Origin of the sequence: Ferrimonas sediminum, assembly GCF_900100175.1 — a bacterium.
GTDB lineage: Bacteria > Pseudomonadota > Gammaproteobacteria > Enterobacterales > Shewanellaceae > Ferrimonas > Ferrimonas sediminum.
This window is the reverse complement of the sequence record NZ_FNEM01000003.1, coordinates 129976-146956: the sequence shown is the minus strand read 5'-3', so window position 1 is coordinate 146956 and position 16981 is coordinate 129976. Positions and strand designations below refer to the sequence as shown.

General features: G+C 58.2%; 21 protein-coding genes. 14 read left to right on the top strand and 7 right to left on the bottom strand.

The features are described 5' to 3' along the window. Window positions 1–55 precede the first annotated feature (55 nt). A complete protein-coding gene (locus BLT77_RS05035; RefSeq protein WP_143026565.1) occupies window positions 56–481 on the bottom strand; it encodes an A24 family peptidase in 426 nt (141 codons plus the stop codon). A gap of 198 nt (window positions 482–679) precedes the next feature. Between BLT77_RS05035 and BLT77_RS05030 the strand changes: the two genes are divergently transcribed. Then, window positions 680–892 (top strand): Flp family type IVb pilin, encoded by a 213-nt coding sequence (locus tag BLT77_RS05030; protein ID WP_028113610.1) that lies wholly within the window; start codon window positions 680–682, stop codon window positions 890–892. Between the two features lie 31 nt (window positions 893–923). Here BLT77_RS05030 and BLT77_RS19980 read toward each other — a convergent pair whose 3' ends face one another. After that, window positions 924–1271, bottom strand: coding sequence for a hypothetical protein (locus BLT77_RS19980; protein WP_143026564.1), 348 nt, complete (start codon window positions 1269–1271; stop codon window positions 924–926). 82 nt (window positions 1272–1353) lie between these two features. On the opposite strand from BLT77_RS19980, the gene BLT77_RS05025 reads away from it, so the two are divergent. From BLT77_RS05025 to BLT77_RS04970, 12 genes are read left to right on the top strand one after another with little or no spacing between them, the layout of a single operon-like run. Next, window positions 1354–1815 (top strand): hypothetical protein, encoded by a 462-nt coding sequence (locus BLT77_RS05025; protein ID WP_143026563.1) that lies wholly within the window; start codon window positions 1354–1356, stop codon window positions 1813–1815. Then, a complete protein-coding gene (locus tag BLT77_RS05020; RefSeq protein WP_090362978.1) occupies window positions 1812–3140 on the top strand; it encodes a type II and III secretion system protein family protein in 1329 nt (442 codons plus the stop codon). The genes BLT77_RS05025 and BLT77_RS05020 overlap by 4 nt, the downstream gene beginning before the upstream one ends. Further along, window positions 3137–3604 (top strand): hypothetical protein, encoded by a 468-nt coding sequence (locus BLT77_RS05015; RefSeq protein WP_090362975.1) that lies wholly within the window; start codon window positions 3137–3139, stop codon window positions 3602–3604. The genes BLT77_RS05020 and BLT77_RS05015 overlap by 4 nt, the downstream gene beginning before the upstream one ends. After that, window positions 3601–4806, top strand: a complete 1206-nt coding sequence (locus tag BLT77_RS05010; protein WP_090362973.1) for a CpaE/TadZ family protein — start codon at window positions 3601–3603, stop codon at window positions 4804–4806. Before BLT77_RS05015 ends, BLT77_RS05010 begins: the two co-directional genes overlap by 4 nt. Beyond that, entirely contained in the window at window positions 4803–6071 is a 1269-nt protein-coding gene (locus BLT77_RS05005; protein WP_090362970.1) for a TadA family conjugal transfer-associated ATPase, read from the top strand. Before BLT77_RS05010 ends, BLT77_RS05005 begins: the two co-directional genes overlap by 4 nt. Then, on the top strand, window positions 6068–6982 hold the full coding sequence (locus BLT77_RS05000) for a type II secretion system F family protein (protein ID WP_090362967.1): 915 nt from the start codon (window positions 6068–6070) through the stop codon (window positions 6980–6982). The genes BLT77_RS05005 and BLT77_RS05000 overlap by 4 nt, the downstream gene beginning before the upstream one ends. Next, window positions 6983–7852, top strand: coding sequence for a type II secretion system F family protein (locus BLT77_RS04995; protein WP_090362964.1), 870 nt, complete (start codon window positions 6983–6985; stop codon window positions 7850–7852). It begins immediately after the preceding gene. Window positions 7853–7867: 15 nt separating this feature from the next. Continuing rightward, complete coding sequence (locus tag BLT77_RS04990; protein WP_090362962.1) at window positions 7868–8956, top strand: tetratricopeptide repeat protein; 1089 nt, start codon at window positions 7868–7870, stop codon at window positions 8954–8956. Beyond that, entirely contained in the window at window positions 8953–9471 is a 519-nt protein-coding gene (locus tag BLT77_RS04985; protein ID WP_176819187.1) for a TadE/TadG family type IV pilus assembly protein, read from the top strand. Before BLT77_RS04990 ends, BLT77_RS04985 begins: the two co-directional genes overlap by 4 nt. Further along, window positions 9464–10027, top strand: a complete 564-nt coding sequence (gene tadF / locus BLT77_RS04980; protein WP_176819186.1) for a tight adherence pilus pseudopilin TadF — start codon at window positions 9464–9466, stop codon at window positions 10025–10027. The genes BLT77_RS04985 and tadF overlap by 8 nt, the downstream gene beginning before the upstream one ends. Next, on the top strand, window positions 10027–11274 hold the full coding sequence (locus tag BLT77_RS04975) for a TadE/TadG family type IV pilus assembly protein (protein ID WP_143026562.1): 1248 nt from the start codon (window positions 10027–10029) through the stop codon (window positions 11272–11274). Before tadF ends, BLT77_RS04975 begins: the two co-directional genes overlap by 1 nt. Beyond that, a complete protein-coding gene (locus BLT77_RS04970; protein ID WP_090362951.1) occupies window positions 11271–11840 on the top strand; it encodes an OmpA family protein in 570 nt (189 codons plus the stop codon). Before BLT77_RS04975 ends, BLT77_RS04970 begins: the two co-directional genes overlap by 4 nt. Here BLT77_RS04970 and BLT77_RS04965 read toward each other — a convergent pair. Beyond that, on the bottom strand, window positions 11837–12709 hold the full coding sequence (locus tag BLT77_RS04965; protein WP_090362948.1) for a DMT family transporter: 873 nt from the start codon (window positions 12707–12709) through the stop codon (window positions 11837–11839). The two genes, BLT77_RS04970 and BLT77_RS04965, sit on opposite strands and share 4 nt — an antisense overlap. A 247-nt stretch (window positions 12710–12956) precedes the next feature. Next, entirely contained in the window at window positions 12957–13313 is a 357-nt protein-coding gene (locus BLT77_RS04960) for a YibL family ribosome-associated protein (RefSeq protein WP_090362945.1), read from the bottom strand. A 111-nt stretch (window positions 13314–13424) separates the two neighbouring features. On the opposite strand from BLT77_RS04960, the gene BLT77_RS04955 reads away from it, so the two are divergent. Then, window positions 13425–13769: a YkvA family protein gene (locus BLT77_RS04955; protein WP_090362943.1), complete on the top strand. Its 345-nt coding sequence runs from the start codon at window positions 13425–13427 to the stop codon at window positions 13767–13769. Between the two features lie 163 nt (window positions 13770–13932). Here the strand turns inward: BLT77_RS04955 and BLT77_RS04950 are convergent, their stop codons facing one another. The 3 genes from BLT77_RS04950 to BLT77_RS04940 form a co-directional block, all read right to left on the bottom strand. Continuing rightward, window positions 13933–14589 (bottom strand): response regulator, encoded by a 657-nt coding sequence (locus tag BLT77_RS04950; RefSeq protein WP_090362940.1) that lies wholly within the window; start codon window positions 14587–14589, stop codon window positions 13933–13935. A 109-nt stretch (window positions 14590–14698) separates the two neighbouring features. Continuing rightward, a complete protein-coding gene (locus tag BLT77_RS04945; RefSeq protein WP_090362937.1) occupies window positions 14699–15763 on the bottom strand; it encodes a 3-deoxy-7-phosphoheptulonate synthase in 1065 nt (354 codons plus the stop codon). Between the two features lie 178 nt (window positions 15764–15941). After that, entirely contained in the window at window positions 15942–16862 is a 921-nt protein-coding gene (locus BLT77_RS04940; RefSeq protein ID WP_218126900.1) for an SPFH domain-containing protein, read from the bottom strand. Window positions 16863–16981 lie beyond the last annotated feature (119 nt).

Here is a 16981-nt window from a genome sequence, read left to right as displayed (position 1 = left end):
TCCCTTTGATTTTAGAGCGAAAATTGGGCTTTTGCTTAATCGTGGGGCGCCGGGCTCAGGCCATGGCAGACAGTGCTACCGCCGTCAATCCGACCGGGGCGATGGCCAGTCCGTAAGGAACACCGTATTGGCGTACCTGTTGACGGTTGAGCAGCCATAAGCCAGTGGCAACCAGGGCACCAAGTACACAGACTACAAACAGCACACCGGGGTAGAGAGCCGGGGAGATGCCAAGGGCGTAGGCGGCCAGTAATTTACTGTCGCCACCTCCGAATATATTTAGAATGGTTAACAAGAAGCCGACAGTAATTGTAATTATTGTCTGTATCAGTTGCTGTTCAAGCGTTTCTGAACCGGACAGCAGTGTAATAATTACAGTGATTACTCCAATTAAAGCCACTGTTATATTTGGTATTTTTCTCTCTCTGAAGTCAGAAGCCATGACCATCAGGCTAAAAACCCCTAAAGCAAATAACCACACTTTTCCACCCCCGTTAGAAATAATGCCAATCAAAACCCTATCGGCCAAGGCAGACCGGACTTTAACATTTCTTTTTCATTTTTTCTTATAAAAATATAAGCATAAATTGCTATGTCAGATTTGGGGTGAAACCCTAGTATTGGAACGGCAAAGCAATACTAACTAACTGTAGCCAAATTAAATTCGGGAAACCTGATTATGTTCGATTTCATCAAGTCTAAATTTTACCTTTCTTTCGGTCAGTATATTAAGGATGAGCGTGGTGTGACGGCAGTGGAATACGCTATTATTGCGGTTGCCATGTCGGCGATCATTCTGGTTGTATTCAATGATGGCTCCTTGAAAACGGCGCTGACCAGTGCTATCACCTCGATCCAGGGCAACATGACCTCGGCCGGTACCGCCAACTAATTAACGTTGTCAAAAAATTATCGTCCGTCCATCATTTCGGCGCAGGTGGTTCCGGCAGACTGTTTAGATATTTAAACAGTCTGCCGGCAGCCGAACCAAATATCGAATAAGAGCAGAGAGGAGGTTGTCCCTCCTTTTTAGTAGATGCCATGAGTAGGTTATTAATTTTTTTGATGATATTTGGGGTGGTACTGTTTACCATTTTCTCTTTAGAGGGAATGTTAATTGCTCCAGAGTCGAAACCAAAGGCAGCGGAACAACCGATCAGAGTAGTGGAAGTTGCGCGGTTAACCCGTGATGCCTCACGGGCAGAGTCGATCTCTTCGGAGTCAGTAGAGTTTTTATCACTGAATGAAAAAGAGGTGTTGAGTAAAAACATCTCAACAGCACAGTCTTTGAACCTCACCAAGGGCAGTGTCTTTACGGGTAACTTTAAGTCAGGGCAATTCCTATCGGCGGAAATGGTTTCTAATCCTGGTGATGCCGGCTATCTGGCTTTGTCCATCGGGGATAAGTTTGTTCCCTATTTTTATTCGTCCAACGACAATCAAATAATCGAAACGGTGCCCATTGCCGTTGGCGATCGCGTCAGTTTTGTCTCCACTACCTCATCGACCCACAACATCAAGGAAGCCGGTTACGCCGAGATGGCAGACATCACCAGTCGGGTGATTGTCGATGGCGCCAAGGTGATTCAGGTGCTCAGCACTCCGGGGGAGGCCGGTGAATCGGAATCGCGCAGTGCCAGCCTGCTGATCGCTCTGACGGTGGAGCAGATCCTGCATCTGGAGATGGCCGGCAAACTGGGTGACATCACCCTGGTGCCGTCGCACCTGACCGGCAAAACCCTGTCGGTCAAAAGCAGCGACATTATTAAGCGGTTGAGTGGCGTGCGCGAGATGCGGGCCGGGGAGGCACAATGAGATTCAGTTGGCACATGAGCATAATGGCCATCGTCGCGACCGCCCTGTCGTGGCAGGTGTTGGCGGGCTCACTCAATCTGGATCAGGGCGCGGCCACCACGCTGCGGTCGACCACCGCCATCGATACGGTGTTTGTGTCCAACGCCAAGGTGGCTGACTACAAGGTAGTGGATAACTCCAGAGTGGTGGTGTTTGGCGTCAGTCCGGGCCTGTCTACCATCATCCTGTACGACGAGTCCGGCAATGAGCTGGCCAACCATACCCTGGTGGTCAATCTGAATCCGGTGGTGCTGGAACAGCTGATTTCGGCTCATTACCCGGATGAAAAAATCACCATCCGCAACGTGCTGGAGCAGGTGGTACTCGAGGGTACGGTCTCCAGTGAATCGGTGAAGCAATCGGTGTACGAGCTGGTGGGGGAGATGCTCAGCAAAGAGGTTCAGGTTAACGAGATGGTGGTCAACGACAGCAATGGCCATGAGCTGGCCAATCTGGAGTTCGGCCGCACCAGTGTTTTTCGGGGGGTGATCAACAACCTCAAGGTGCTGACCACCGAACAGATCAATGTCAAGTTGACCGTGGCTGAGGTGTCCAGTGGCCTGTTGAGCCAACTGGGGGTCAGCTATGGCTCCGCCGGTGCCGATACCGGACAGTTTGTGGATTACCTGCTGGACTTTTCCGCCGAGGACATCATCTCGGTGATTGATGCCAAGAAGGACGAGACTCTGGGGCAGGTATTGGCCGAGCCCAACCTGTCGGTGATCTCCGGCGAGTCCGCCAGTTTCCTGGTGGGGGGCGAGATCCCCATCGCCGTGCGTACCGATGACACCGTCTCCGTCACCTATAAGGAGTACGGCATCAAACTCAACATCGTCGCCAAGGTGATGGACTCGGACAACATCCGTCTGTCGCTGATGCCCGAGGTCAGCTCCGTCGACGCCAAGAACTCCTATGAGGGCACCCTGGCCAACATTCCCGCCCTGAAAACCCGTCGCGCCCACACCACGGTGCAGTTGAAAGATGGCCAGAGCTTTGTGCTGGCGGGACTGCTGACCTCCGAGGAACGCGAGCTGTTGTCGCGGATTCCCCTGCTGGGGGACATTCCTGTGCTGGGTAGCCTGTTCAGTCGCACCGAGTCCGATTACAGCAAAACTGAGCTGATCATCGTCGCCACCGTCAACCTGGTGCAGCCCATCTCGCCGGAGCGGATTCGCCTGCCGATGATGCAACCCAGCAGTGACATTGAGCGCTTGCTGGGGCTGGAGTTTAACGCATCTGAGCGCCAGGCCCTGCAACCGCTGTTGACCGAGGGAGGATTCAGATGAAACCCGTGATACTGATTTTGGCACTGTTGCTGGCCGGCTGCTCGGTGCCCACGTCCGAGCCTAACCGGGTCACCGTCCGGCAGATGGAGAGCCAGCTGCAGTTGGCATCGGCACGGTTGCCCGGCGCCCCTCAGCGGGCCGGTGAATTTCTGGCTCAACTGCGCCAGCACAGCGATCATCTGACCCTGAGGCTGTCATTCGGCCCCGGTGCCCGGCCATTGGCACAGACCCTGAAGCAGGCGGCCATCGATGCCGGCCTGTCGCCACGATCGGTGACCCTGGTGCCCCTGTTCGCCGGCGGGGCCGATGCCCTGACCATTGACGCCGACTACCTGCTGATCGAAGGCCAGCAGTGCGGCGTGATCAGCCTCAAATCCGGTCAACACTATCGTTTTGGCTGTTCGCTGGAGCATAACCGGGTCAATAGTCTGGTTAACCCCCTGCCACGGAGGCTGCGGCCATGAATCTGAGCAGCATTTTTAAAGCCGGTGCGGCGGAGAAGAAAACCGTCCGTCAATGCGGCGACCTGGTGATCTCCGCCGACAGCGAACTGCTGGAAAAGGTCACCGAAACCTATGCCATCGAGGGCTTTGGTAAGCCGCAGACCCAGTCGGCGCTGGTGTCGATTCGGGGCTGGGCCGATAAAGAGACCGGCAACCGCAACCTGGTGCTGGACCTGCGCCATTGCGATGAGGATGAACTGCGGTTGGTGGTGGAAGCTAATACCACTCAGCTGGATGTGCAGATCAATGTGGTGATTCTGGGGCTGATGGATTCCATCAGGCTCAAAAACTGGGTGGAATCCCAGGGAGCCCGTTACCTGCTGTGGGAGGGCAACCTCAATGGCCTGATTCACTGTATCGGTGAGCTCAGGCGCCCGGGCCCGAGCGCCGCCGGAGTGCGGGCCCGTACCGCCAAACGGATTTTGGTGCTGGGTTGCAAGGGGGGCGTCGGTGTCAGCTGCATCAGCAGTGCCCTGGTGCATCTGTTTTCAGCCAAGGCCGGTCTGCCCACCCTGTTGGTGGAGCATGATAACGGCGCCATCAGCAGCGATCTTTACCTGGGAATCGAGGGGCTGAAAGTGCGTCAGAACAGCGCCGACCTCAGCCATAAGGAGATTGACGCCTCCATCGCCCGCACCTACCTCAACCGGGTCAATGACCGTGCCGACAGCCTGATGCTGGAGAGCGTCAACAGCTGCGTCGGTTTTCACGGTGCCAACCTGCTGGAGCTGTCGAGGCAGCTGGCCCAGGATTACAACTTCATTGTCGATTCGGTACCGGCACCACTGTTTGACGAGATCAATGACCCGGGCTTTGTGGAGCGCTATCACCGCATCTTTCTGGTGCTGGACCCCTCGGTGTCGGCGCTGCGGGCGTACCAGCAGATGAAGCGCAAACTGGACAAGGTGCCCCATCAGGTGATCCTCAACCAGTCCCGCCCCAATGGCGACTATGCCCTGTCGCTGGCCGACGCCCGAGACAAGCTCAAGATGGAGTCGGCGCTGGTGCTGGCCTATGAACCGGGCCTGGAAAAGGGCCTGATTCAGAAAGGCGAGGCGTACTGGAGTTCACGCAAGTTGCTGCGCAGCCTGGCGGTGATCGTCGATGAGCTGGCAGGCAAGCGCCTGTATGGCGGTCGTGGCCTGAGATGGTTGTCGCGATGAGTGTGCTTAAGAAAATTTACATCGATCTGCGGGATGAGATCTTCGATGCCATCGATGCCGCCAGCATCGCCGACGTCAGCCACGAAGAGCTGCAGGAGCAGCTGCGGCTGTCGGTGGATCTGCTGGTGGATCAGCGTCAACTGCAGGTGACCAACATTCAGCGCATGGAGCTGGTGCGGGCGTTGTTTGCCGAACTCAAAGGCCTGGGGCCACTGCAGGTGCTGCTGGAGAACGATGACATCTCCGACATCATGATCAACGGCCCCAACGATGTCTTTATCGAGATTGGCGGCCAGGTCGAGCGCTCCGAGGTGCAGTTCGTCAATGAAAAGCAGCTCAATACCATCGCCAAGCGCATCGCCTCCAACGTCGGCCGGCGCATCGATGAGGCCAAACCGTTGTGCGATGCCCGCCTCGAGGATGGCAGCCGGGTTAACATCGTGATTCCGCCGCTGGCCATCGACGGAACCTCCATCTCCATTCGCAAGTTCAAGCAGCAGAAGATCAAGATGGAGAACCTGGTGGAGTTTGGCGCCCTGACCATGGAGATGGCCAAGTTGCTCTCCATCGCGTCCCACTGTAAGTGCAACGTGCTGATCTCCGGGGGCACCGGCTCGGGCAAAACCACGCTGCTGAACGCGTTGTCGGCCTTCATCGGTGAGCGGGAGCGGGTGGTGACCATCGAGGACGCCGCCGAACTGCAGTTGCAGCAACCCCATATTGTGCGTCTGGAAACCCGCCAGGCCAGCGTGGAAGGCACCGGCGCCGTGGATGCCCGTGAACTGGTGATCAACGCCCTGCGGATGCGCCCGGATCGCATCATTGTCGGTGAGTGTCGCGGCGGTGAGGCGTTCGAGATGCTGCAGGCGATGAACACCGGCCACGATGGCTCGATGTCGACCTTGCACGCCAACAGCCCCCGAGATGCCATTGCCCGGGTGGAAAGCATGGTGATGATGGCCACCGCCAGCCTGCCTCTGGCGGCCATCCGCCGTTCCATCGTCAGTGCCGTCGACCTGATTGTTCAGGTTAAGCGCCTGCACGACGGCAGCCGCAAGGTGATGTACATCTCCGAAGTGGTGGGGCTGGAGGGCGAGAGTGTGGTGCTTGAAGACATCTTCCGCTTTGAGACCGGCATTGATGGCTTCTCCGGTAACCGGATTAAGGGCGATTTTCGCACTCCGGGCTTGTCCACCCGTTCGGTGATCTATGAGCGGGCCCGCTTCTTCGGCCTGGAGAATGAGCTGCGGGAGATCTTTGAATGATCCGCCTGGCCATCATCGTGGTGCTGCTGGCGCTGTTGTGGCTGTGGTGGCGCCGCCGCTGCAGCGAACGCCGGGTCAATCAGCTGATTGGCCTGGAGCGGGGCGGCGAACCGATGGAGGTGGCCCGGATGGTGATCGATGCCTCTCGCTTCGATGCCAGCCTGAAGACCCGTTTGCGTCTGCACTGGCAGGCGCTGCTGAAACTGATGGCTCCCAAGCCCGGGGTCAAGATGCTGCTGTTTGTCGTTGCGGCCACCGTGGGACTGGGTGCCATCAATGAGATGCTGCTGCATCAAAGCCTGGTGCTGGTGCTGGGTTGGGGGTATCCGCTGGCGTTTGTGGTGTTTGTACTGCAACTGAAAAAGCGCCGCGAATCGCGGTTCCAGGACGACTTTCCCGATGCCCTCAACATCCTCTCCGGCGCGCTGTCGGCAGGCCAGAGCGTGGTGCACGCCTTCGAGTATGTGGGTGAGCAGCTGGATAATGAGGTGGGGCGCGAATTTAAGCTGATGTCGGAGCGACTGCTGATTGGCGAGGACCCCGATGACGTGCTGCGGCGCAGCGGCGCGTCGTTTCCCTATGTGGAGTATTTTTTCTTTGTCTCCACCATTCGCCTGAACCTGAGTCGCGGCGGCCAGCTCAAGGAGGTGATCAACCGCATTAACCGCCTGATGTTCGACGCCCGCAGTCTGGATAAGAAAAAGAGCGCCCTGACCTCCGAGGCGCGGGCGTCGGCCAAAATTGTGGCGGCGCTGCCACTGATCTTCCTGCTGATCCTCAAGTACACCAGTCCGGAGAACTACCACTTCGTGATGTTTGAAGAGGGCGGCAAGCCGATCTTCTACTACGTGTTGATCAGCGAACTGATCGGCTTTGCCTGCATCGCCTGGATTTTGCGGGGGGTGGAGTAGATGGCGAGCCTGCCTCCCTACGGGTTCTACCTGGTGGCGCTGCTGTGTGCGCTGTTGCTGGCCTGGGTCGGAGTCCGGGTCTGGGAGCGGTTTGCCATTCGCTGGAGCGTTAACTCGTTGCTGGGCAGCAGCGGTTCAGAGCGGAGCCGGGGCCAGGGGTGGGATCGGCTGGTGTCCCCTTTCAGCTTCAATCAGGGCGAGGTGGAGAAAAAACTCAATGCCGCCGGCATCTATCCGCGCTGGGTGGCACAGAGCTACTACTTCCTGAAGTTTATCCCGTTTGTCGTGGTGTTGGCCGTTGCCCTGTATCTGGTGCTGCGGGGCCATTTGAGCTCGACCCGGTTTGTGCTGTTGATCAGCTTATCGGCGGTGGGCTTTCTGGTGATGCCGGATCTGTATCTGGAGATGCGGGGTAAGCGCCTGGTCCGCCAGATCAGCGGTCGTTTGCCCTTCCTGCTGGATCTGATGAATGTGTGTGTTCACACCGGCATGACCATCGAAGCGTCGCTGGCGCATCTGGCCGGTGAGTTGGTGATGGTGGATCCTCATCTGGCCCGGGTGGTGCGGGTGACGGTGGAGCGATCCAAGGTGGTCGGCATCGAGAAAGCGATCAATGAATTTTATGAGCTGGTGCCCACCAGTGAAACCCAGAGTTTCGTGATGACCATAGTGCAGAGCCTGCAGTATGGCTCGTCGGTGGGGCCGGTATTGTCGTCTTTGGCGACGGACATCCGAGAGATCAACATGATGAACCTGGAGGAGAAGATCGGCAAGTTGGGTGCCAAGATGTCGATTCCGCTGATCCTGTTCATCATGGTGCCCATTGTGGTGCTGATCGCCGCACCGGGCATCGTCCGGATGATGAGTTAACCATGAGGTGGAGCCATGAATAACGTCGTAACCGGGCTGTTGCTGACCCTGATCCTGGCCGGCTGTGCCAGTCGTCCCGCCGAGGACCCGCTGGAGACCCGCGAAGCGCTGTTGCTGGCGTCGGGCAATCATGCCGGCCTGGTGGCGCACTACAAGGCCAACTTGAACCAGCGTCCAGAGTATAAACAACGGCTGATCAGCCTCTACCTGGATCAGCAGGATTTGCGTTCGGCCCAGCTGTACACCACCCTGCTGAGCGAACAGGAGCGGCAACAGCCTCAGGCACGACTGGCGCTGGCGCGGATACAGTGCCTGCAGCAACAGTGGCAGCAGTGTGAGTCGCAGCTGCAACAGTACCGGCAGGCCGGTGGTGACCCGGTGCAGACTCTGCTGCTGTTGGGGCGGGCCAGTGCCGCCCAGCAGCACTTTGAACTGGCCATCGACCAGTTTGAGGAGGCCCGTCGTCTCGGAGCCAGTGATCTGCAGGTGTTGAACAACCAGGCGGTGGTGCACCTGATGCAGCAGCGTCCGCAGCAGGCTTTGGCGCTGCTGCAACCCCTGTACCTGAGGCACCCGGAGGATGGCGGCATTCGCGCCAACCTGATCGTGGCGGCGATACAGGCGCAGCGGCCGCTAGTGGCGCTGGAGGTATTGCGTCAGAACGACGACGAGCAGCAGGCCAAGCGGCAGCTGCAGGCGTTGATGGCCGGGGTACTGCCAGCCGACAGTCAGCCTGTGCTGTGGCGCAAGGCGCCGCCAAAGGCGTTATCCGAACCTCAGTCCGCCGCCCCGGCACCGTCGCAACCGGAGGGGCGAACCGAGCCCGGCGATGGCCCCGCCGCCTGCACCCTGCCCGGTGCAGGCCAGGACAAGCGATTCTGCATTCAGGTGACCTCCTGGGATCGGCCCCTGAGCCAGCGTATGCGCCGTGATTTTATCCAGCGCTACGGCTCGCTGTTTGAACAGCAGTCCCAGTCTCGGTATCGCTACTGTGTCGGTGATTTCGATACCGTCGGCGAAGCCAGCCAGTTTCTGTCTAAGGTGAGTGAGCCCGGTGCCTTTGTGGTAACTCAGTCCAGCTGTCATCAGCAGGCCGCGCTGTGAAACGCCAGCGGGGAAACGTGGCGGTGGAGGCTGCGCTGGGCCTGCCGGTACTGATCCTGATGGTGCTGGCCTGGCTGGAATTTTGCGTCCTGACCTACGCCATGGCTGCCACCGACCATGCCCTGGCGACCGCGGTCAATGCCGCCAAACGACAGGGCAGCCTCAGCGCAACCGTGGTGGCGGATTACGAGTACGCTCTGCTGCAGGCCCTGCGGGAGAACGGCATCCAGTGGTGGATGAGCAGCGAGGAGTTGGGAGCCGTGCGGGCGGAGGTGGTCTATTTCCGCGATCTGTCGGCACTGGCCCAGTGCAGCCAGGGCGGCGGTGAACTGCAAAGCTGCGCTCTGGCCTCCAGCTCCGGCCTCAATGCGGCGGTGGCGGTGTATCAGGTGGATTACCGTTACCAGCCGATGTTTAACGTCTATCTGCCGGAGCTGAGGGTGCACCGCGAGGTGGTGGCGGTGCAGGAGTATCAGCGCTGCAAGTTTAAGTACTGGGATGGCTGCGATGGGTAACAGCAAAGGGGTCTTTACCGTTGAGCTGGCGATGGTGTTGCTGGTGTTATCCGGCTTCTTCGCCATGCAGGTGAACTACATGATTGCGGTGGCCAAAAAGGGGGCCTTGGACCGGGCGGCCTTCTCGGCGGTGACCCTGGTGTCGGAGCGGCGGCAGTTCTTTGATGACGAAGGGCAGATGTGTGGCATTAACGGCAACGACGCCAGCAAATGCGCCAGCCTGGTCAGTGACATCGAGGCCATTGTGGCTGCCGGCCTGGCGCGCTCCATGGCCAGTTTTGACGCCGGCGCTCTGGTGGTGGTGGTGGAGGAGTACATTCCGGCGCCGCCAGCCGCCTCCTATGCGGTGCGCAGCAGCGGCAACGTTGATGGCTGTGGGTTTGCCTCCATCAATAACAGTGCCATGGACGACTTGTCGCCACTGACCTCCAAGGCTCGAAAATTACCTGTCTATCAGGTGTCGCTCTGTTACCGGACCGACTTTAATCTCATTGGCGTGGCGCAGGGCGACCCGTTCAACATCGTCGCCAGTTCCATCTCATACGCGAGGTTTTGATGAAACGTCCAGCATTACACAAACAGCGAGGGGCGGCGATGATCGTCTTTGTCGGCATGTTGCCGGTGATGATGATGCTGTTTGCTTTTGCCATGCATCTGGCTCAGCAGATGCTGGCCCATGCCCGCTTGCTGGAAGCGGCCGAAGTGGCCAGCCTGGCGGTGGCGGCCCAGCACGAAGCCACCCAGTCCCAGTCGGAGCAGCTGGCGCAGCAGGTGGTCGATTTTTATATCAAGGACAACGTCGGTGCCCTGACCGTGACGGTTGGTCAGGACGCCTGCACCTACGCCAGTGGTTGCATGCAGGACGCGGGTGAACTGGCACCATCGATGCAGACGGATGTGCAGGTGCACTCCCGTTACGACAGCTGGCTGAGTTTTGACGCCATCGGCATCAAGGAGCAGTTTGAGCTTAAGGGCGGCTCGCTGTCCAAGCGTTACCTGCCCAAGCCGGTGGATGTGTACCTGATTGTCGACTTCAGTTACTCGATGAGCTGGGCCTGGACCGATGGTCAGACGAAATACGCCATCGTTAAAGATACCCTGTCGCGGGTGGTGGATCAGCTGAAGTTGTACAACAAATATAATCAGGAGAAGAGTCGCATCGCCCTGATCGGTTTTAACCGCTTCAGTGTGCGTAAGGTCGGTGGCACCCGCACCCTGTATAACATGGACATCTACGACAACATCAATGAAACCGTGGCCCACATGTTTGAGGACAAGCCGGCGGCCTCCAACTATTACCAGTCATACAGCTACTACTACCCGAAGAATTTTCACGATATCCCTTTGACCGAGGATTATGACCATTTCCTTGCCGAACTGGATACCATGACCGCCAACGCCCGCAATGCCGGCACCTACTCCTGGCAGGGGATGCTGCGGGCGGCGGTGGTGTCCGATGAAGCCACCAACCTCAACCCGGATCAAGTGTTCATCGTACTCTCCGATGGCCATGACAATACCAAAACCTACAACGGGGTTAAGACCAATCGTTACTTGAAGATGCTGGTGGGAGCGGGGCTGTGCCAGCAGCTGTTTGACAACATGCGCGGCAAAACCGGCCGTCATGGCGAGGCGATTTCGGTCAAGGCCGGGGTCATCGGGGTGGACTTCTTGCTGGATAAAGAGAGCAACGGTTTCTACGACTGCGTGGGCGAACGCAACATCTATCACGCCAGTCAGGGGCCGGACGTATACAAGTACATTTTGCAGATGCTGAATGAAGAAACGGGACGATTGGAATGACAATATCGACGCACCTTTTGGCCGCCGGCGTGCTGATGGCCGCCATCACCAGTGCCCCGGCGTTGGCAGGCTGCATGGACAGCCTGGCGCTGTATAAGCAGAGCAGCCGCGAACGGGCAGCCTATCAACTGAGTCACCATGATCGTGGTCAACTGCTGGCGGTGACGCCGGTGGCAACGGTGGCCGAAACCTCCGAGCAGCAGTCGCTTACCCAGGGCTGCGCCTTTGATCCGCAGCGGCTGACATTGGTACTGCACTACCCGTTGGACGGGTTCCAGCTGTCTCTGGAGCACAAACAGGCGCTGCTTGAGTTGCTGGTGATGGTGGAGCAGGAGGGCAAGTTGGGCATCGGCGTAGCCGGGCACGCCGATCGTCTGGGCAGTTCGGGGTACAACCTCGGTTTGTCCCGGCGCCGCTCCGGCGCGGTGGCGGAGTTTATCGCCGAGGTGCGTCCGGATCTCCACCTTGAGTCGGTGGGGTACGGCGAAGGCAGCCCGGTGTGCAGCAGTGCGGATAACGACAAACTTGGCTGTAACCGCCGGGTGGAGGTGCGGCTGCTGCTTTAGCTCCACATCACCATGATGGCGGCCACGGCGATCAGTACCAGTCCGGCCGCTTCTTTCAATTGCACCTGCTGTTTCAGCCATAGGGCGGCGATGGCCAGGGTAAAGAATACCTCTATCTGGCCCAGAGTCTTGACGTAGGGAACCGCGTTCAGCGCCATGGCGGAGAACCAGCCGATGGAGCCGATGCAGCTGCACAGGCTGACCAGAAAGGTGGCTTTGGGGCGCTGCCACAAAGCCAGCAGCGTGGGCCTGTCCCGCAAACCGAGGTAGCCCAGTAACAGCAGGGTTTGCAGGCCGATCACCAGCACCAGTACCCAGGCGGCCCGGTGGGGGAAGGGCAGGGGCAGTACCAGGCTGGCTTCCCGAATCCACAGCGAGGTCAGCGCAAAGGTGGTGCCGCAGGCCAGGCCGGTAACCAGGGTCGCCCCCGACAACCGGCGCCAGTGGCCCCGGCCACTGAGTAGCACCACGGCGACGGCGCCGATGCAGACCCCAAGCCAGCCCAGGCCCGACAGGGGCGTGCCAAACAGCAGGGTGCCGAGAATGGCGGCCATCAGTGCTTCGGTTTTCGCCAGTCCGGCGCCGACCGAGAAGTTTTTCATCTGGAACAGCCGCACCATCAAGCCGGTCGCCACTATCTGCATCACCGCCGCGCCCACAACGTAGCCGACCAATGTCAAAGACAGGGGGGGCAGCGGTGCCGGGCGCCATAACTGCAGTGTCCCCAGGTACAGCAGCGCCAGTGGGCCGGCATACAGAAACCGTGCCAGGGTGACTCCGGCGACCTTAACCTCTTTGCTGAGCTGACTCTGCAGGGCGTTGCGCCACGATTGAGCAAAGGCGGCGAGCAGAGTAAAGGCGATCCACATGGCGGGGTCTCAATGAGTCAGGTCAAGGGCTCAGGGTGTGGCATTGCGGTGCGATTGTCTACCGGGTCATAACCGGGGAGAGATGGTGTTATAAGTGCTGTCAGGTATTGAATGCGCCGATGGGAACCGTTGTCTACGGGGGGGTTTGGAGTCGTTGCGCAGAGGGCGGGGTGCCCGGAAAGCCGATTCCCGGCCCAGAAACAACCACGCCGGCATTCAGCCGGCGCGGGTTGTGGTCGTTCTGGAATCAGAACTTCTTTGGTGCAAAACCGGTGACTTCGGTGATGCCCATTTCGCGGCCAAGGGCGGTCATCGGGTGAACCACCTCGATCCCGCGGACCGATTTTTTCAGCTTACCCATGTCCGCCTGCTCCTCTTTGGTCAGCACGCGTTTAAAGGGCAGGTTACTGACCTTGTTCCCTTTTTGGCTGATTTGCCGAGTCTGGGTTTTCTTGACGTTCTCGATCTGTTTGGTCAGAGCCTGGCTCTCTTCAAAGAACTTGTCGATCATCGCCACGTCACCGCGCTCGTGGGCGGCATTCAGTTTACGACGGACTTTATCCAGCCGGTTGTTCAGTTGCTGGAGCTCTTGTTTCAAATTCATGGTGTTACCTTAGATTGTGGGCCGGAGAAAGGGCACGGGCGCTGCCACCTTCCGTCGCAATAGCGTAGTATACCTTGTATTGGCAGTAACGTGTGAACCCTGAGGCAAGTGATGGACGATTATGGCAAGTACTTCAATGAAGACTCATTCTGGGACACCCTGCGCCGTTATGCCGTTCGTATAGGAAGGGAAGCGGTGGAAAAGGCGCTGGTGCTCTATTTCTGTCTGACCGACCCGCATACGCCAACCCAGGCAAAGACGGTGATTGTGGCGGCGCTGGGGTACCTGATTTTGCCCCTGGACGTGATTCCGGATCTGACGCCCGGAGTGGGCTTCAGCGATGATCTGGGCGCCTTGACGGTGGCATTGGCCACGGTGGCCGCTCATGTCACCAGTGCCCATTGGCAGCGGGCATCGGAGCAGTTGCAGCAGTGGTTTGGCACCACCGCCCAGTGAGTCTTCGCCCTGAGCCAGGCCAGGGCCAGTAAAGGTTTTGCGCGACCATGGATGGCAGCAGTGCCAGAATGTCATCGAGCAGACCGGGCGCCTCACTCAGGTGAGTGTGAAAATCAGGGATATCACATAGTGGCAATGGACGCCACCGGCACTCCCAGCCCGATCAGACCGGACGGCTGTCCATGTCCAGCCCCTGCAGAGCGATGACGGCCTGGGTACGATTGCGCACGCCGAGCTTTTTAAAAATGGCGGTGGCGTGGGCTTTGATGGTCGCTTCAGACACCTCCAGTTCATAGGCGATCTGCTTGTTGAGCAGACCTTCGGCAAACATCTGCAGCACCCGGTATTGTTGCGGGGTTAACTCGGCCAACCTGGCACCGATGTCATCATCGCTGCTCTGCGCTTCATTGAGGTTTTCCATCCCCTGGGGCAGGTAGATGTCACCCTCGAGAACCCGCTGCAGTGCCTCCGCCAGTTGTTGCGGCTGTGCCGATTTCGGAATAAAGCCCTGGGCACCGTACTGCATCGCCTTGGCCACCGTCTGACTGTCCTCATGGGCTGATATCACCATGACCGGGATGGCCGGGTGGTGACTGCGCAGGTGGATAAGGGTGGAGTAGCCGTGGCTGCCGGGCATCTGCAGATCCAGCAGAATCAGGTCGATGCCGGGGTGGTGGTTGAGGCAGTGCTCCAGGGTATCGGCACTTTCGGCCTCCAGCCACCGGGTGTCTGCCATGAACAGACTCAATGATTGTTTCAACGCTTGGCGAAAAAGGGGGTGATCGTCGGCGATGATGATTGAGCGGTCAGGCTGATCCATGGCGGCGTAGGTCCTTGTAATTATAGTGCCACTACTTTATGCAAATTTTAATCAAAAACAAAGGGGCACGCATGGCGGCCCCTTCTGATCGGATCTGAGAAACGGGGAATCAGGGGCAGCGCTGGCGACGGCGGCGGCTGGCCTGGGCCAGATTCCGCAGCAGGGTTTCACTGTCCTGCCAGTGCAGGCAGGCGTCGGTAATGCTCTGACCGTAGGTCAGTGGCTGACCGGCGACCACTTTTTGGTTGCCCTCATTGATGAAACTTTCCGCCATGATGCCGGCGATCATGCCGCCATGGGGTTGCTCCATCTGCGCCATGATATCGGCGGCCACGTCCAGCTGGCGGCGATGATCTTTCTGGCTGTTGCCGTGGGAAAAATCCACCACCAAACGCGGGCTGATGCCCGCTTCAGACAGCTTGTTACTGGCATCGATGACGTGTTCGGCATCGTAGTTGGGGGTCTTGCCGCCGCGTAGGATGATGTGGCCGAACGGGTTACCATGGGTGCGGTACACCGACATCTGACCATCTTTGTCTGGCGAGTAGAAGATGTGTGGTACCCGGGCAGCGCGGACGGCGTCGATGGCGATCTGCATGCCACCGTCGGTGCCGTTTTTAAAGCCGACAGGGCAGGACAGCGCCGACGCCATTTCGCGGTGGATCTGACTTTCGGTGGTGCGGGCGCCGATGGCACCCCAGGTAATCAGGTCCGAGATGTACTGGCCATTGACCATGTCGAGGAACTCGGTGGCGATGGGCAGTTTCAGTTCGGTAATGTCGGTGAGCAGTTTTCGTGCCAGACGCAGGCCCTTGTTGGCGCTGAAGCTGCCGTCCAGATCCGGATCGGAGATCAGGCCTTTCCAGCCGACGATGGTGCGGGGCTTTTCGAAATACACACGCATGACAATCATCAGATCATCGGCCAGTTCACGCTGCAGTACCGCCAGGCGCTTGGCGTAATCCAGCGCGGCGTCAGCGTCGTGAATGGAACAGGGGCCGATAATGACCAGCAGGCGGGAATCTTCACCGCTGAGAATGGCCTCAACCTGGCGACGGGCACTGAGCAGTGCTTCGGCGGCTGGATCGGATAAGGGAAACTCTTTGGCCAGCTCGGCAGGGGAAATCACCTTGCACAGAAGCGTGGTCCGTAATTCATCGGTCTTAAATGTCATGCGTGCCTACAACGGGGTGAGTACAGGTCACCGTTTGCAACTAATTTGACGGATTATACCGAATCTTGGCCGTTAGGTAAGGCACAATGCCTAATGGGTGACAACTTGGTTAATAAATGCGCCAAAATGGCCGCCGTTCCAGGGGGAGTTCCGGCTGGAACGGCGGCCATTGGTCGATTTATGGATTGTGTTTAACGCTCTGCATATTCCACAGCACGTTCTGGTCGGCCCCCATCATGGTGGAGGGCATCTTGCCGTCCCAGTTCTGCGCCCGGACGTACTCCACCAGCAGCGGACTCTGGTTGATGGCTTCGGCTTTTTTCTGCATCGCTTCCGCTTCCGCCAGGCCCTTGATACGAATCGCTTCCGATTCCGCCTGGGCCTCGGTGGTAATGGCGTAAGCGTTACCGTCGGCCCGGGCCTTCTCGGCATCGCGTTTGGCTTCAGCGGTGTTGACTTCCCGCATCGCTTCCAGCTTTTGACGTTCCAGACGGTGCTTCTCCGCCGCCGCCAGGTTTTTTTCTGTCTGCTTGGTTTCAATGCTTTGCAGATACTTCTGCGGCAACCCCAGATTCTCTATCTGAACGCTGTCCAGTTTGACCGGGAACTCCTTCATGGTTTGGATGACAATCTCCTCGATTTTGCCGATCACCTGACCGCGATTCTGAACAATCTCTTCGGCTTTGTAGCGGGCGATGGCATCCTTGGCTGCCGAGCGCAGGCGCGGGTCGAGAATGCGGTTTTCAAACTGATCCAGGCCGCCATAGTTACGATAGAGCTCAAAGGCTTCCGAGCGGATCACCGTCCAGTTGATGGAGACATCGATGTCCACCGGCATCTGTTCGTGGGTGGCGGCTTTGAGTTTCTCGACGTTTTTGCGGGTTCGAATCTCCAGCTTCTGCACCTGATCGGCCACCGGGATCTTAAAGTGCAATCCCGGGTTGACCTGTTGCTGGGCTTCCCCAAAGCGTTTCACAATGCCGACATGGCCTTCGTCGACGGTGTAAAACGCCGACAATGACAGCATGCCCAATGCCGCTGCGACCGCCACTCCTACCACGGTTTTTGCGGAAATTTGTTTTTTAACTAATTGATTCATAATTATCATACCTTTTTGTTATCTGGTAATAGCTTTTCGTTATCCATGGTTTAATAATATTATTTAGTTATTACCTTGTAAATGAAGTCGGTGGTGATAATCCCCCGTTTCTAGCTTCA

Bases quoted from the DNA above. Each gene is read 5' to 3' on its own strand.
- BLT77_RS05030 (WP_028113610.1), top strand. From the start codon at position 680: ATGTTCGATTTCATCAAGTCTAAATTTTACCTTTCTTTCGGTCAGTAT.
- BLT77_RS04960 (WP_090362945.1), bottom strand. From the start codon at position 13,313: ATGAATTTGAAACAAGAGCTCCAGCAACTGAACAACCGGCTGGATAAA.
- BLT77_RS04940 (WP_218126900.1), bottom strand. From the start codon at position 16,862: ATGAATCAATTAGTTAAAAAACAAATTTCCGCAAAAACCGTGGTAGGA.
- BLT77_RS05025 (WP_143026563.1), top strand. From the start codon at position 1,354: ATGGTTTCTAATCCTGGTGATGCCGGCTATCTGGCTTTGTCCATCGGG.
- BLT77_RS04955 (WP_090362943.1), top strand. From the start codon at position 13,425: ATGGACGATTATGGCAAGTACTTCAATGAAGACTCATTCTGGGACACC.
- BLT77_RS05020 (WP_090362978.1), top strand. From the start codon at position 1,812: ATGAGATTCAGTTGGCACATGAGCATAATGGCCATCGTCGCGACCGCC.
- BLT77_RS04995 (WP_090362964.1), top strand. From the start codon at position 6,983: ATGGCGAGCCTGCCTCCCTACGGGTTCTACCTGGTGGCGCTGCTGTGT.
- BLT77_RS19980 (WP_143026564.1), bottom strand. From the start codon at position 1,271: ATGTTTTTACTCAACACCTCTTTTTCATTCAGTGATAAAAACTCTACT.
- BLT77_RS04945 (WP_090362937.1), bottom strand. From the start codon at position 15,763: ATGACATTTAAGACCGATGAATTACGGACCACGCTTCTGTGCAAGGTG.
- BLT77_RS04990 (WP_090362962.1), top strand. From the start codon at position 7,868: ATGAATAACGTCGTAACCGGGCTGTTGCTGACCCTGATCCTGGCCGGC.
- BLT77_RS04950 (WP_090362940.1), bottom strand. From the start codon at position 14,589: ATGGATCAGCCTGACCGCTCAATCATCATCGCCGACGATCACCCCCTT.
- BLT77_RS04970 (WP_090362951.1), top strand. From the start codon at position 11,271: ATGACAATATCGACGCACCTTTTGGCCGCCGGCGTGCTGATGGCCGCC.
- BLT77_RS05010 (WP_090362973.1), top strand. From the start codon at position 3,601: ATGAATCTGAGCAGCATTTTTAAAGCCGGTGCGGCGGAGAAGAAAACC.
- BLT77_RS05000 (WP_090362967.1), top strand. From the start codon at position 6,068: ATGATCCGCCTGGCCATCATCGTGGTGCTGCTGGCGCTGTTGTGGCTG.
- BLT77_RS05015 (WP_090362975.1), top strand. From the start codon at position 3,137: ATGAAACCCGTGATACTGATTTTGGCACTGTTGCTGGCCGGCTGCTCG.
- tadF (WP_176819186.1), top strand. From the start codon at position 9,464: ATGGGTAACAGCAAAGGGGTCTTTACCGTTGAGCTGGCGATGGTGTTG.
- BLT77_RS04975 (WP_143026562.1), top strand. From the start codon at position 10,027: ATGAAACGTCCAGCATTACACAAACAGCGAGGGGCGGCGATGATCGTC.
- BLT77_RS04965 (WP_090362948.1), bottom strand. From the start codon at position 12,709: ATGTGGATCGCCTTTACTCTGCTCGCCGCCTTTGCTCAATCGTGGCGC.
- BLT77_RS05005 (WP_090362970.1), top strand. From the start codon at position 4,803: ATGAGTGTGCTTAAGAAAATTTACATCGATCTGCGGGATGAGATCTTC.